At 54.4% G+C, this 14,583-nt stretch carries 14 protein-coding genes; 10 read left to right on the forward strand and 4 right to left on the reverse strand.

Going from position 1 to position 14,583, the window contains the following annotated elements; genetic code table 11:
• Window positions 1-144 precede the first annotated feature (144 nt).
• The 6 genes from ACFX4U_RS04055 (at window position 145) to gap (ending at window position 3,949) form a co-directional block, all read left to right on the forward strand.
• The gene (locus ACFX4U_RS04055) at window positions 145-327 is read left to right on the forward strand and encodes a general stress protein (RefSeq protein ID WP_131409086.1); all 183 of its coding nucleotides are present in this window, start codon (window positions 145-147) and stop codon (window positions 325-327) included.
• 99 nt (window positions 328-426) lie between these two features.
• On the forward strand, window positions 427-924 hold the full coding sequence (locus ACFX4U_RS04060; protein WP_017457067.1) for a ferritin-like domain-containing protein: 498 nt from the start codon (window positions 427-429) through the stop codon (window positions 922-924).
• Between the two features lie 34 nt (window positions 925-958).
• Window positions 959-1,465 (forward strand): ferritin-like domain-containing protein, encoded by a 507-nt coding sequence (locus ACFX4U_RS04065; protein WP_305735824.1) that lies wholly within the window; start codon window positions 959-961, stop codon window positions 1,463-1,465.
• Between the two features lie 66 nt (window positions 1,466-1,531).
• Window positions 1,532-1,732: a hypothetical protein gene (locus ACFX4U_RS04070; RefSeq protein WP_313507454.1), complete on the forward strand. Its 201-nt coding sequence runs from the start codon at window positions 1,532-1,534 to the stop codon at window positions 1,730-1,732.
• Between the two features lie 142 nt (window positions 1,733-1,874).
• Window positions 1,875-2,855, forward strand: coding sequence for a helix-turn-helix domain-containing protein (locus ACFX4U_RS04075; protein WP_313507453.1), 981 nt, complete (start codon window positions 1,875-1,877; stop codon window positions 2,853-2,855).
• 83 nt (window positions 2,856-2,938) lie between these two features.
• Window positions 2,939-3,949, forward strand: a complete 1,011-nt coding sequence (gap, locus tag ACFX4U_RS04080) for a type I glyceraldehyde-3-phosphate dehydrogenase (protein WP_305735821.1) — start codon at window positions 2,939-2,941, stop codon at window positions 3,947-3,949.
• A gap of 52 nt (window positions 3,950-4,001) precedes the next feature.
• Here gap and ACFX4U_RS04085 read toward each other — a convergent pair whose 3' ends face one another.
• Window positions 4,002-4,349 (reverse strand): MerR family transcriptional regulator, encoded by a 348-nt coding sequence (locus tag ACFX4U_RS04085; RefSeq protein WP_313507450.1) that lies wholly within the window; start codon window positions 4,347-4,349, stop codon window positions 4,002-4,004.
• An 88-nt stretch (window positions 4,350-4,437) separates the two neighbouring features.
• On the opposite strand from ACFX4U_RS04085, the gene ACFX4U_RS04090 reads away from it, so the two are divergent.
• Window positions 4,438-5,322: an alpha/beta fold hydrolase gene (locus ACFX4U_RS04090; RefSeq protein WP_305735819.1), complete on the forward strand. Its 885-nt coding sequence runs from the start codon at window positions 4,438-4,440 to the stop codon at window positions 5,320-5,322.
• Window positions 5,323-5,359: 37 nt separating this feature from the next.
• On the opposite strand, the gene adhP is transcribed toward ACFX4U_RS04090, so the two are convergent.
• On the reverse strand, window positions 5,360-6,391 hold the full coding sequence (gene adhP, locus ACFX4U_RS04095) for an alcohol dehydrogenase AdhP (RefSeq protein ID WP_305735818.1): 1,032 nt from the start codon (window positions 6,389-6,391) through the stop codon (window positions 5,360-5,362).
• Window positions 6,392-6,418: 27 nt separating this feature from the next.
• Entirely contained in the window at window positions 6,419-7,939 is a 1,521-nt protein-coding gene (locus ACFX4U_RS04100) for an aldehyde dehydrogenase family protein (RefSeq protein WP_131409784.1), read from the reverse strand.
• Between the two features lie 273 nt (window positions 7,940-8,212).
• On the opposite strand from ACFX4U_RS04100, the gene ACFX4U_RS04105 reads away from it, so the two are divergent.
• The 3 genes from ACFX4U_RS04105 (at window position 8,213) to ACFX4U_RS04115 (ending at window position 12,621) form a co-directional block, all read left to right on the forward strand.
• Window positions 8,213-9,967: a sigma-54-dependent Fis family transcriptional regulator gene (locus tag ACFX4U_RS04105; protein ID WP_313507448.1), complete on the forward strand. Its 1,755-nt coding sequence runs from the start codon at window positions 8,213-8,215 to the stop codon at window positions 9,965-9,967.
• 66 nt (window positions 9,968-10,033) lie between these two features.
• Window positions 10,034-10,894: an alpha/beta hydrolase gene (locus ACFX4U_RS04110; protein WP_313507447.1), complete on the forward strand. Its 861-nt coding sequence runs from the start codon at window positions 10,034-10,036 to the stop codon at window positions 10,892-10,894.
• 383 nt (window positions 10,895-11,277) lie between these two features.
• The gene (locus ACFX4U_RS04115) at window positions 11,278-12,621 is read left to right on the forward strand and encodes an MFS transporter (protein WP_313507445.1); all 1,344 of its coding nucleotides are present in this window, start codon (window positions 11,278-11,280) and stop codon (window positions 12,619-12,621) included.
• Between the two features lie 44 nt (window positions 12,622-12,665).
• On the opposite strand, the gene mqo is transcribed toward ACFX4U_RS04115, so the two are convergent.
• Window positions 12,666-14,321 (reverse strand): malate dehydrogenase (quinone), encoded by a 1,656-nt coding sequence (gene mqo, locus ACFX4U_RS04120; protein WP_349350560.1) that lies wholly within the window; start codon window positions 14,319-14,321, stop codon window positions 12,666-12,668.
• Window positions 14,322-14,583: the final 262 nt, after the last annotated feature.

Consider the following 14,583-nt stretch of genomic DNA (forward strand, 5'->3'; position numbering starts at 1 on the left):
GCTACACCTAAAGGAGTATTTTTTGCATAGGAATTTTCACGTTTGACTATTTCACTACAGCGACTAACTTTAATCCCTGAACGCAGTGAACATGGTTTCGAATATTCATGTTCATATATTTAACAACGAAACAGGAGAAATATTATGGCTGAACATCGTGGCGGCTCAGGTAATTTCGCCGAAGATCGTGATAAAGCGTCCGAAGCGGGCCGCAAAGGCGGTCAACACAGCGGTGGTAATTTCAAAAATGATCCACAGCGCGCTTCCGAAGCAGGTAAAAAAGGCGGCCAGAATAGCCACAGCGGCGGCCGTAAATCAGGGGAGTAATTTCTGATTTAATTTTTACCGCATCAATATATTTATTACCTTACTGGCGAGCCGGCAACGGCTCGCTATTTTTAACCCTGGAATTAAAGGTCTTTAATTATGCAGATTAATACGCTAAACGATTTATTTATCCATGGCTTGTCGGACATTTACAGCGCAGAAAAACAGCTTGCCCGCGCGTTAGCCAAACTGGCTCGCGAAGCCTCTACCACCGAGCTGGTGCAAGCGTTCAAACAACACATGGAAGAGACGCAAGGCCAGATAGAGCGCATCGATCAGCTGCTTGAAGCCGAAAGCGGCCTCAAGTTAAAACGCATGAAGTGCCATGCAATGGAAGGTCTGGTAGAAGAAGCAGACGAAGTTATTGAAAGCACCGAAAAAGGTACCATTCGTGACGCCGCTTTAATTGCCGCTGCGCAAAAAGTTGAACATTATGAAATTGCCTCTTACGGTACGCTTTGCACCCTTGCCGATCAATTAGGCTATAAAAAAGCGAAAACACTTCTGGCGCAAACGCTGGAAGAGGAAAAAACCACCGACAATCTGCTGACTAAAATTGCGACCAGCAAAATTAATTCCAAAGCGGAAGTAGAATAAACGTCATTGAGTTAATTCCACCTGAGGTAAACGTATGACACGCGAAGAGAATTATCACGACTGGCTACGTGACGCACATGGGATGGAAAAACAGGCGGAGTCGATGCTGGAGGCAATGGCTAAACGCATCGACAATTATCCTGTGTTGAAAAGCAAAATAGAAAGTCATTTAGCCGAAACCCGTGAACAAATAGTGTTACTTGAAGGGCTTATTGATCAATGCGGAATATCGCGATCGGTCCTTAAAGATACCATGGGTAAAATGGCGGCGATGGGTCAGGCCGTCGGCGGTGTCTTTAATTCCGACGAGGTGGTTAAAGGCGCGATAGGTGGCTATGTCTTTGAGCAATTTGAAATTGCTTGCTACACCTCATTGATTAGAACGGCTGAAGAATTGGGTGACGTCAACGGCGTGCAGGTGCTGCAAAAAATTGTGGCGCAAGAGATTGAAATGGCGGAGTGGATGCTCCAGCACGTTCCGGAAGTGACTACTCAATTCCTTGAACGCTCCAGCGCGCCCGGCGTTGAGGCGAAAAAATAACCTGCGTTTATTGTTAATGGAGAGACGACGATGCTGCCAAAGCTGAAACGCGTAAGGAATGTGTTAATGAACAGCCGTGCCAGTGACGATCTCGGCTGGCAGGTGTTGAGTGAGTTCGAACGCGCCCGGGAGCAAAAACCCTTTGTTGCCGGGCAACCCGCCAGCAACCATGACGAGGCTGAACTGCCACAACCCGATCTTTCTCTCGACCCCGTGCAGGAATATCTGGTCACGACGATGGCTAACCGTAAACAGGCCAGCGAGTAACGCCCACCGACCGCGTTATTCCCTCCCCCTTTGTGTCTTGTTAGATTTGCCCGGAGTGGAATCTCCGGGTTTTTTATTGCCTTTCAACCGCGCTTTTCCGCACCTGCTTGACTTAAAATGTAATTAGCGTACGTTTCAGGACATGAAAACATTCCTCATTATTGTCCCTGATGGTGGCATGCTGTTCGAAGCCGCCGGGATAGCCGACATTCTGATGCAGGCCAACCAGCTGCACCCGGATGATACCGCCCAGCCGCGCTATCGCGTTGCTGTTGCCACCACCCAGCCACATCAGGTGATCCACGGCCAGTCCGGACTGAACCTGCTGGCGGATCATCGTCTGCCGGAAATCGATCCGCGCCAGCCGTGGGACACCATCATGATAACCGGGCGCGGTACTGATGCCGAAGAGGGTACCGCCGTGGTGGACTGGCTGCGCCTTGCCGCGCCGCACGCACGCCGGGTCGTTTCTATTTGCGGCGGCGCGATGCTGCTGGCGCAAAGTGGGTTGCTCAATGGGCGGCGCGCAACCACCCACTGGCGGTTACTGGAAACCATGCAGAAAGAGTACCCCGCTGTCACCGTTGAAGGCGGCCCGCTCTATATTCAGGACGGGCCAGTCTGGACCTCCGGCGGCGTCAGTTCCGGCTTCGATCTCACGCTGGCGCTGGTTGAAGATGATTACGGCTTCTCGCTGGCGCTGGATATCGCGCAGAACATGGTGATGTACCTGCGCCGTCCCGGCGGGCAGTTGCAGTTCAGCCGCTATCAATTACAACAGGCCAGCGGCGTCGGGCCAATCAGCGAACTGCAAAACTGGATCCTTGCCAACCTGGCTGAGGATTTATCCGTTGAGCGGCTGGCGGAGCAGGTTGCGATGAGCCCACGCAACTTCACCCGCGTCTTTACCCGTGAAACCGGCGTTTCCCCCGCGCGCTATGTGTCCGAAGCGCGGCTCGCCGCCGCACGCAGCCGGCTGGAGCAAACCAGTGAAACGCTGGAGCAGATTGCCGCCGCCACCGGTTTTGGCAGCAGCATCAATCTACGGCGCATTTTCGAACGCCAGTTACACCTCACACCGGGCGATTACCGCCAGCGCTTCCACTGCCGCAAATTGGCGTAAAGTGATCCTTTTTTGTCGTTTACGCCAAACCATGACCGGCCTACAGTAACTGCAGTTAGTTACCGCACAGGAAGGATTCAATTATGGTTAAGGTCGGCATTAATGGTTTTGGCAGAATTGGACGCAACGTGTTACGCGCGGCGCTGGGCAACCCGGAGATTCAGATCGTGGCGATTAACGATCTGACAGACAGCAAAACCCTCGCGCATCTGCTGAAACATGATTCTCTGCTCGGCACCCTGCCCGTTCCGGTAGAAGCAGGTGAAGGCCAGTTGTTCGTCGATGGCAACGCGGTGCGTGTGTTCAGCGAACGCGATCCGGGCAACATTCCATGGCGCGATGTTGGCGTCGAAGTGGTGATTGAAGCCACCGGTTTCTTCACCGAACGCGACAAAGCCGAAGTGCATATCAGCCGCGGCGGCGCGAAACGGGTGATTATCTCCGCGCCCGGTAAAAATGATGATTTAACCATTGTGCTGGGCGTAAACGATAGCCAGTACGATCCCAAACGCCATTTTGTGGTCAGCAACGGCAGTTGCACCACCAACGGTCTGGCACCTGCCGCGCAGGTGTTGCACCAACGTTTTGGTATCGAACATGGCCTGATGAACACCACCCACGCCTATACCAACAGCCAGGCGCTGCACGACCAGCCGGAGAAAGATCTGCGCGGCGCGCGTGCTGCGGCGCTGTCGATTGTGCCTTACTCCAGCGGTGCGGCAAAAGCGCTCGGCAAAGTGATCCCGGAACTCGACGGCCGACTGACAGGTTACTCACTGCGCGTGCCGGTTCCGGTGGTGTCGATTGTCGACCTGACGGTCACGCTGAAGCGTGATGTGACGGTTGAAGAGGTGAATGCCGCGTTCCGCGAAGCGGCAGAAGCGGGTCCGTTGAAAGGTATTCTGGGCTATAGCGACGAACCGCTGGTTTCCAGCGATTACCAGGGCGACCCGCGCTCGTCAATCATTGATGGATTATCAACGCTGGTGATTGGCGGCAATCTGGTAAAAATCCTCGCCTGGTATGATAACGAATGGGGCTTCTCTAATCGTCTGGTTGAGCTGGCGAGCCTGATCGCCAAACGCGGTTTGTAACAGACGACATTTCAGCCCTTCACACTATGACGACGCCTCAGGGCGTCGTTTTTTATTCGATATCGCTCAAAGCGGCAACCAGTTGCGCGCGGCGGCGTTCAAGGGTGGCGATTTGCGCCTCAATCGTCGCCAGCCGTTTACGCTGCAACGCACGCGTTTGCGGGCACATCGTCGCCCCCTCTTCATTGCGCATACAGGCAGGAAAAGCAGCAATTTCAGCAATGCTAAAACCCGTGGCGATTAACTGCTGGATTTGCCTCACCTGCCCGAGCGCCTGCGGTGGAAAGTAGCGATAACCGTTGCAGGCACGCGTGCTGCACAGCAGACCGTGGCGATCGTAATGGCGGATTGATCGCACGCTGATACCCGTTTGTCGGGCGAGCTCGCCAATTGATAACATCTTCTTCCTCCCGGTAAATGGCTTGTTGACTCTGACACCAGTGTCAGGGTTGAGGATAGCCGCGTACATTCATCTGGAGGAACATTTTATGCTGTTATCCCCTGGCCGTTATCTCGCTATTTTGTTATTCAGCTTTTCCGCCTCGCTGTTTGCCAGCGACAAGCAGTACACCGTTACCTCGGCGGACGGTGTGGAACTGGCGGTACAAGAGTCCGGCTCGCCGCAAGGTAAACCGATTATTTTTATTCACGGCTTATTAGGCAGCCACCTGAACTGGGAAAAACAGCGTCAGGACCCGGCTTTGCAACGTTTTCGGTTAATCAGTTTTGATATGCGCGGCCATGGTCTGTCGGCAAAACCGACGCAGGCAGAGGCCTACCGCGAGGGAAGCCGCTGGGCGGAGGATGTCGCCGCCGTGATTGACGCAAGCGATGCAAAAAAACCGCTGCTGGTCGGCTGGTCGCTCGGCGGTGCGGTGATCAGTCACTACCTGGCACAGTTTGGTGACAAATCCCTGTCTGGCGCGCTGTATGTCGATGCGGTGGTGGAGTTAACGCCCGAGCAGATCCCGGCACACCCGCAAGTCTATCAGGCGATGACCTCGGCGGATTTAGCCACCCACCTGGATGGCGAGCGCGAGTTTCTGCGGCTCTGCTTTTATCAGCAGCCTGACGAGGTAACCTTCGCGCGCCTGCAGGCCAATGCGGCGATGGCCTCCTGGGAGATGCAACGCGCCGTGCCGTCGATGAAAGTTGCGCTTGAGCAGGGGTTGGGAAAAGCGACAATCCCGGTACGCTTTATTTACGGCAGGCATGACCAACTGGTGGATCCACAAGCGTCACTGGCGCGGGCCAGAAGCGTGAATCCCCATGTTAGCACGGTGTGGTTTGACCATTCGGGGCACGCCCCGTTCCTTGAAGAGCCAGCCCGTTTTAACCAGCAGCTGGCAGATTTTGCGGATTCTCTGCACTGAAATACAAAACGGGGCATCACTGCCCCGTTTTACTGGGTTACTTCGACATATCAACGACGATCCTGCCGGTGATTTTCCCGGCGCGCATCCGCTCAAAGATACTGTTGATATTCTCCAGCGGCTCCACGGCGACTTCCGCATGGACTTTGTTGCGCCCGGCGAAATCCAGCGCTTCCTGCAGATCTTTACGCGTGCCGACAATCGAACCGCGCACCGTGGTGCCGTCGAGCACCATGTCAAAAATCGACAGGTCGAATTTCCCCGGAGGCAAGCCGTTGAGCACCATGGTGCCGCCACGGCGCATCATGGTGGTTGCCTGCTCAAAGGCTTTTGGCGATACCGCGGTTACCAGCACGCCGTGCGCACCGCCAAATTCGCTATGGAAACGCGTTCCCGGATCTTCCTGGCGCGCATTGACCACCACCGAGGCACCGAGACGGCGGGCAAACGCCAGTTTGTCATCATCAATATCGACCGCCGCCACGTTCATGCCCATCGCCACCGCATACTGGATCGCCAGGTGTCCCAGACCGCCGATACCCGACACCACTACCCACTCTCCGGCGCGCGCTTCGGTCATTTTCAGCCCTTTATAGACCGTCACCCCGGCGCAGAGGATCGGCGCGATACTGTGAAAATCGACGTTATCCGGCAAAATCCCGACATAGCTGGCATCGGCCAGGCAATATTCGGCAAACGTACCGTTCACCGAATAGCCGGAGTTTTGCTGGGAATGGCACAGGGTTTCCCAGCCGCCAAGGCAGTGTTCACAGTGACCACACGTCGAGTAGAGCCACGGCACACCGACACGATCGCCCTCTTTCACATGCTTCACGCCCGGCCCGACCGCCACCACATGGCCGACACCTTCGTGGCCGGGTATAAACGGCGGGTTCGGTTTAATCGGCCAGTCGCCATCGGCGGCGTGTAAATCCGTGTGACACACGCCGGTCGCTTCAATTTTGACGAGGATTTTGCCCGGTTCAACAGCCGGCACCATTACCTCTTCAATTACCAGCGGCTGACCAAAGGCTTTCACCACTGCGGCTTTCATGGTTTTCAATTGCATATTATCGCCTCATCCTGATGTAGATAATTAATACAGCCCCAGCGGCGAACCGCTGTAACTCACCAGCAGGTTTTTGATCTGCTGGTAGTGACTCAGTGCCAGTTTGTGGGTTTCACGCCCGACGCCCGAGTTTTTGTAACCGCCAAACGCTGCATGTGCAGGGTAGAGGTGGTAACAGTTTGTCCATACGCGACCCGCTTTAATGGCGCGCCCCATGCGCCATGCGCGGTTGATATCCAGCGTCCACACCCCGGCGCCGAGGCCAAACTCGGTGTCGTTGGCGATGCGCAGCGCTTCGGCTTCATCTTTAAACGTAGTGATGCCCAGCACCGGCCCAAAAATCTCTTCCTGGAAGCAGCGCATACCGTTATGGCCTTTAATCAACGTCGGTTGGATATAGAAACCGTTTTGCAGCCCGTCGCCGTGTTCAACATGGGCGCCTCCGGTAATGATTTCGCCGCCTTCGTCGCGGGCAATCGAGATGTAAGAGAGGATCTTGTCGTACTGTTCTTGTGACGCCTGCGCACCGATCATGGTGTCGGTGTCAAACGGGTCGCCTTTGCGGATGTTTTCCATGCGGGCGATGACTTTCTCGACAAACTGCGGGTAGATTGACTCCTGCACCAGCACGCGCGACGGGCAGGTACAAACTTCGCCCTGGTTGAAGAACCCGAGCACAACGCCTTCCACCGCTTTATCAATAAAGCCTTCATCACCGTTCATCACATCCTCGAAGTAGATATTCGGTGATTTCCCGCCGAGCTCGACGGTGCTGGGAATGATGTTTTCCGCTGCGCACGAAAGGATGTGGCGGCCAATCGGCGTGGAGCCGGTAAAAGCGATTTTTTCGATGCGTTTGCTGCGCGCCAGCGGTTCACCGGCTTCAGTGCCGAAGCCGTGCACCACATTCAGCACGCCTTTTGGCAGCAAATCGCCAATCAGTTCCATCAACACGCAGATGCCAAGCGGCGTCTGTTCAGCCGGTTTCAGTACCACGCAGTTCCCCGCCGCCAGCGCCGGCGCCAGTTTCCACGCCGCCATCAGCAACGGGAAGTTCCACGGGATGATCTGCCCGACCACGCCCAGCGGTTCGTAAATGTGGTAGGCGACCGTATTACTGTCGATTTCTGCCGCCGTCCCTTCCTGCGCGCGGATACAGCCGGCGAAATAACGGAAGTGATCCACGGCCAGCGGTAAGTCCGCGCCCATGGTTTCGCGGATCGGTTTTCCGTTATCCCAGGTTTCTGTTAATGCCAGCACTTCCAGGTTGGCTTCAATGCGGTCGGCAATGGCCAGCAGCACATTGGCGCGATCCTGCACGCTGGTTTTTCCCCAGGCGTCGGCGGCAGCATGCGCTGCGTCCAGAGCCTTCTCAATATCCGCCGCGTCTGAGCGCGGGAATTCGGCAATCACCTGTCCGGTGACCGGCGAGGTGTTGGTAAACCAACGCCCTTCCACCGGGTCAACAAATTCACCGCCAATATAATTGCCATAACGCTGTTTAAAAGAGACTTTCGCGCCAGCAAGGCCAGGGTGGACATATTTCATAAGATGTTCCTCTTTTATTATCGGTACAGGTGAGGCGTCACGCATCGTGGCGGACACAGGGACATAAGCAGTTCTTATGCCAGGTCGTAGAAAACGAGCCGTTGCAGTTTTTTTATGCTGATAAAACAATGGAATAACTGAGAATCACGCGCTTGCTGGAATGAAATGACACAAAAAAGCACGGTGCTGGGTGTGGGAAGTGTGTCGCACGTCGCTACATACGGGACACTGTTATGCTACACAACTGTAACATCTCATTCAACGGAGAGTCACATGCCGCCACGCGCCTTGTCCCTCGCTCCTGCCGGGTTGCCCTGCCTGCTTGAAAACTCCTGGCAGCGTAGTCTCAGCTACGGGTTGACCCGCGATGATGACGCCCAGCCCTGGGTGGCGACATCCATGCTGAAAGATGCCCGCGCGGAAAACGGTTGGGTCAACCATCTGGCCGCCCCGCTACTGGCGCGGCTGCGCCCGGAGCTGGCCAGTCATCCGTCGATAATGGTGCTGTCCGACGCGACCGGCCTGGTGCTGGAGACCCACGGCAACCGCGACTTTCTGCAAAAAGCGCAGCGTTATGCGCTGGCACCCGGCAATCTGTGGGGCGAGCACGCACGCGGCACCAACGCGATAGGCACGGCGCTGGCCTTGCAGCGCCACTGTGAAGTCTCTGGCGGCGAACATTACCTCAGCCGCAACGCAGGCTTGTTTTGCTCGGCGTCCCCCGTCTTCCGACCGGATGGGCAAATTGCTGGCGTGTTAGATCTCTCGACTCCCGCCCAGGCACCGCGCCGCGATGCCGCTGCGCTGATCCGTCGCGCGGTGTGCCAAATAGAGCATGAATGGGCCACCAGCGCGCTCGGTGCCGATCGCTGGCTGCTGAGTCTGCATCATGACCCGTCTGTGCTCGGCAGTGCGCAGGAGCTGTTGCTGATTTTCGCCGATCAAACCCTGCTCGGCGCAAACAAGCTGGCGATGGATGAATTTTCGCTGACCACGCAGCATTTTGGTGAACTCTCTTTGCAGACCCTTTTCCCGCAGGCCGGTTTACAGGTGGGCGAAACCACCCTCGACGCCAGCAATACACGGCGCTACTACGCACGTCAGACGCTGCCTGCACGGCGCTATATCGGGCGCGGCGCGGCATTTGCGCAGGATCAACTGACGAAGGAAAAAGAGAAAGCGCTGCGCATTGTGAATGCCGGAATTGCCTTGTGCGTGACCGGTGAAACCGGCAGCGGAAAAGAGTATCTGGCACGCAAGTTATATGCCCGCAGCCAGTGGCGTACGGGAAATTTCGTCGCCATTAACTGTGCGGCGCTCCCGGAGCATTTGATTGAGTCCGAACTGTTTGGCTATGTCCCCGGCGCGTTTACCGGCGCAAGCCCGAAAGGCTATATCGGTAAGTGCCGGGAAGCCCACGGCGGGGTGCTCTTCCTTGATGAAATCGGCGATATGCCACTGGCGCTGCAAACCCGCCTGCTGCGCGTGTTGCAGGAGAAAAAAGTGACGCCGCTTGGCGCAAACAGTGTGTATGACGTCAATTTCACGCTGATTTGTGCCACTCATCAGGATCTCGCCACACGGGTGCAGGCCGGAACATTCCGCGAAGATCTGCTGTACCGCATTCAGGAGTTTCATCTGCGCATTCCCCCGTTGCGCGAATGGCAGAATATTGATGGGTTTATCCAAAAACTGTGGCAGGAGCTGGGCGCGGCCAGCCGTGGCCTCACCCTTAGCGCCGAGGTGGTCGCCACGCTGGCAGGTCGGCCGTGGCCGGGCAATGTGCGCCAGTTACTCAGCCAGTTGCGGGTATTGATAGCGCTGGCGGAAGACGGTGATTGCATTACGCTTGCAGATTTACCGGCCGAGATAGCCGCTCCGCGTCAGCCCGTGGCTGCGGTCACGCCGAAGGATGAGCAGAGCGCGATTGACGAAGCGCAGGGCAATATGAGCCTGGCCGCAAAAAAACTGGGTATCTCGCGCAGCACACTTTATCGGCGGCTGGAGAAACGACAAACCAGCGAGTAAGATAACACGTTGTTTTTAACCGTTTGATTTTAAATACAAATAATACAAAAGGGATATATACATAAGATGGATATTTCGACCCATAAACTCGCCAACGGTATCGCCGTAACGCTGCATATGCAGGCCACTGATAAAGACCAGCCGGTGATCATCCTGTGTCACGGCTTCTGCGGCATTCAAAAAATTCTGCTACCTGAATTTGTCGGGGTGTTTAACCAGGCAGGCTTTGCGACGATCACCTTCGATTATCGTGGCTTTGGCGACAGCGACGGCGAACGCGGTCGGCTGGTTCCGGCGTTGCAAATTGCCGATATTCGCTCGGTCGTTGACTGGGCGCGCCAGCAACCGGGGCTTGATCCTGACAGAGTCGGACTTTGGGGCACCTCATTCGGCGGCTGTCATGTTTTTGCCGCCGCGGCGCAGGATCGCGGCATTAAATGTCTCGTCAGCCAGCTGGCGTTTGCCGATGGAGAAGAGATGGTTACCGGCAAGATGAACGCGGATGAGAAAAGCGCGTTTATCGCCACGCTGGATAAAATGGCGGAAAAACAGCGCGCCACCGGGAAAGAGATGTTTGTCGCCATTACTCGCGTGGTCAGCGACAGCGAGTCGAAAGCCTTTTTTGAGGAAAACCGCGCCCGGTTCCCGGAAATGGATATCAAAATTCCGTTCCTTACCGTGCGGGAAACGCTGAATTACAAACCGGCGCATTTTGCGCGCGAGGTCACCTGCCCTTCGCTGGTGGTCGTCGCCGGGCAGGACAACGTCAACCCGCCGGAATATGGCCGGGCGCTGTTCGCCGCCGTCGCAGCCGAGAAAAAAGCGTTATACGAAGAGAGCGATGCGCGCCACTATGATGTTTACGCTGGCGAACATTTTGCGCGCGTCAGCCATGCTGAAATAGCCTGGTTTACTACCTACCTTTAATCGATATCCGTGACGGGTTGCCTGACCCGTCACGTTCACGCCTCGTTACGCCTCTCCCGGACAAAATAAAAATCGTTTCCGCAGAGATACTCTTTTTGCGCGTTCAAATTTTGTGATCAGCTTCAAACAAAATCAGCTAAAGCCTAATGCGCGGAAAAATAAGTACGTTTTGTTATGCAAATGCACATTGTCTGCGGATGGGGATAATCCTATCTTTGGCAAAGTGAATAATGATCAGGGAAATTAATGCATCCGCATAAAGATACTTAACCTAAATAAATCCACTGCGCTCATGTTAATAATCCATTCACTCCGAAAGCACCGGCCCGGAATGTATTGATTATTAACGTTTCGAAGTTATGGCAAATTTAAGGTGGTTTCGCATGAGTCAGGTGAATAATCTTGAGGGCGTCGCACAGGCGAAAAAAACGAATGTCCGCTGGTATATCGTTATTATCCTCTTTGTAATTACGGCGGTGAGCGTCGGCGATCGTTCTACGCTGGCGATTGCCGGTAAAGACATGTCTGCTGCGCTCGGCATCAATCCGGGACAAATGGGTTGGGTGTTCTCTGCTTTTGCCTGGGCTTACTGCCTGGCGCAAATTCCCGGCGGCTGGTTACTTGATCGTTTCGGGTCGAAAAAAGTCTATCTGTGCGGTTTGTGCATGTGGTCGGTGTTTACGCTGCTGCAAGCTTGCGTGGAGATCTTCCACGGCTTCGGCGCGATTATTTGCTTTACCATTTTATTGTTTCTGGTGGGTCTGTTTGAAGCACCGGTGATGCCAGGCAATAGCCGTTTTGTCGCCGCCTGGTTTCCGTCGAAAGAACGGGCGACCGCCGCCGCGATTTTTAATTCAGCGCAATATTTTGCCACGGCTTTTTTTGCGCCAATAATGGGTTGGTTAACGCTTAATTATGGCTGGCAATCCATATTTATTTTTATGGGTACGCTGGGGGTAATTATTACCTTTGTTGCGGCAAGAATTGTACATAACCCGTTAAATCATCCGCACGTTAACAGCGAAGAAATTGAGTATATTCGCAACGGTGGCGCGCTGGTGGATATGGATCAGCGTAAAGTGCGCACGGGCCCGGCATTTGATTTTGCCGCCTTTAAGCAGTTAATCACCAACCGTATGCTGCTTGGTGTTTATCTCGGGCAGTATTGCATCAACGTTTTAACCTTCTTTTTCATTACCTGGTTTCCGCTGTATCTGGCAATGGAAAAAGGGCTGGATATTAAAACTGTCGGTTTTATTGCCGCTATTCCGGCACTTTGCGGATTTGTCGGCGGGTTACTCGGCGGCGTGATTTCCGATCGCATTTTGCGCATTAGTCAGTCGCTGTCGGTTGCCCGTAAAACCCCGATCGTGCTTGGTATGTTGCTGTCGATGGTGATGGTGTTCTGCAACTACGTTGATTCGATTTACCTGGTGGTTTTCTTTATGTCACTGGCCTTTCTGGGTAAAGGGATTGGCGCGCTGGGCTGGGCGGTGATGTCCGATACCGCGCCGAAAGAGATGGCGGGCGTCGCCGGAGGCTTCTTTAATCTGTGCGGCAACGTTGCCGGCATTATTTCACCGGTGGTGATTGGTTATATCGTCAAAGCGACCGGTCATTTTGAGTGGGCGCTGGTGTTTGTCGCGCTGCACGCGCTGGTTGCCATTTTCAGCTTTGTGGTGATTGTTGGTCCGATCAAACGTATCGAACTGAAAAAAGCGCAGTAAGCACCGGAAAAAATCAGGGCGCACCGCGGTGCGCCCTTTTCTCTTTACAGCGCCATATCGTGCTGCGGGGAGGCTTCGCTTTTCGCTTCTGCCGGTTTGTCGGCAGGCGCGTTGCTCTGATCGTTCATCTGAATCACCGGCGGTTTAGTCAGTTGCAGTGTGGCGGCCGTGTCATCCCACACTTTCTGGGTCAGCGCCACATTACCGTTCATCTCCTGACCGTAGCTCGGAACGATGTCGCGGATTTTGCTCTGCCACTGCGGCGAGTTGAACTGCTCCGGGAACATCTTCTTCAGCACATTCAGGGTGATTGGCGCAGCCGTCGATGCGCCCGGCGATGCGCCAAGCAGCGCAGAGATGGTTTTCTGCTGATCGACCACCACTTCGGTACCCAGCTTCAGCACGCCACCTTTGTCTTCATCTTTCTTGATGATCTGTACACGCTGACCGGCCTGGATCAGTTTCCAGTCCTCTTTACGCGCCTGCGGATAGTACTCTTTCAGCGCTTCAAAGCGGTCTTCATCGCTCAGCATGACCTGACCAATCAGGTATTTCACCAGGTCGAAGTTGTCGAGCCCTACATGGGTCATCGGCATAAAATTGCTGGTGGTGGTGGTGCTCAGCAGGTCGAAGAAGGAGCCGTTTTTCAGGAACTTGGTGGAGAAGGTCGCGAACGGCCCAAACAGCACCACACGTTTGCCATCAATAAAGCGGGCATCGATATGCGGCACCGACATCGGCGGCGCGCCAACGGACGCCTGACCGTAGACTTTTTGCTGGTGCTGGCTGGTGATCGCCGGGTTTTCCGTCATCAGGAAGGAACCGCCAACCGGGAAGCCTGCGTAGTTGTCTGCTTCCGGGATGCCGGTTTTTTGCAGCAGCTTCAGCGCCCCGCCACCGGCACCGATAAAGACATATTTCGCATCAATGGTGTGCTCGTTGCCGCTGTTCACGTCTTTGATGGTGACATGCCAGGAGTTATCGGCATTGCGTTTGAAATCGGTCACTTCGGAAGAAGTTTGCAGCGAGAAGTTGCTGCTTTTTTTCAGGCTGCCAACCAGCTGACGGGTAATTTCACCGTAGTTAACATCGGTGCCGACCGGCGTCCAGGTGGCGGCGACTTTCTGGTTCGGGTCGCGCCCTTCCATCACCAGCGGTGCCCACTGTTTAATTTGCTGATGGTCTGTGGAGAATTTCATGCCCTGGAATAAAGTCGTTTGCTGCAACGCAGCATAACGTTTTGCCAGATAATCAACATTATCGCCCCAGACGAAACTCATGTGCGGCGTGGAATTAATAAAAGCGTGCGGGTTATTCAAAATATCGCGCTTAACCTGTGCCGACCAGAACTGGCGGGAAATCATAAACTGCTCATTAATTTCCAGCGCTTTGCTGACATCAATAGAACCATCCGCACGCTGCGGCGTGTAGTTAAGTTCCATATTTGCCGAGTGACCGGTGCCGGCATTATTCCAGCCGTTAGAAGACTCGAGCGCCACGCCATCGAGTTTTTCCACCATCACTTGTTTCCACTCCGGCTGCAACTCCTGCAGCCAGGTGCCCAGAGAGGCGCTCATGATGCCGCCGCCAATCAGCAGGAAGTCCGTTTTTTGCGTCTCTTCTGCGTACGCGCTGGTCACTGAACTGACGAGTAACGCGACGGCGCTGAGCGAGATAATTGTCTTTTTCATTGCAGGCATAATTATAAGGTTACATAGCAGGTGTGATTTGTGAAAACAGATATTAACGCACTTTTACGTTAATTTAAAATATCATTCACAAATCAGCTCATATCGATAAATATTATTTCGCCGCTTTTTTAAATTAAAAAAAGCAGTGGCATATTTTGTGTGGAATTAATATCGTCGGGATTTATTTTAAAGCAGAGAAATATCAAACAACTCGAGGGAAATTAAACGAAAAATAAAAAAGCCCGCAAGATGAGTGCCTGCGGGCTTTTTT

It is taken from the genome of Kosakonia sp. YIM B13588 (assembly GCF_042788165.1).
Lineage (GTDB): Bacteria > Pseudomonadota > Gammaproteobacteria > Enterobacterales > Enterobacteriaceae > Kosakonia > Kosakonia sacchari.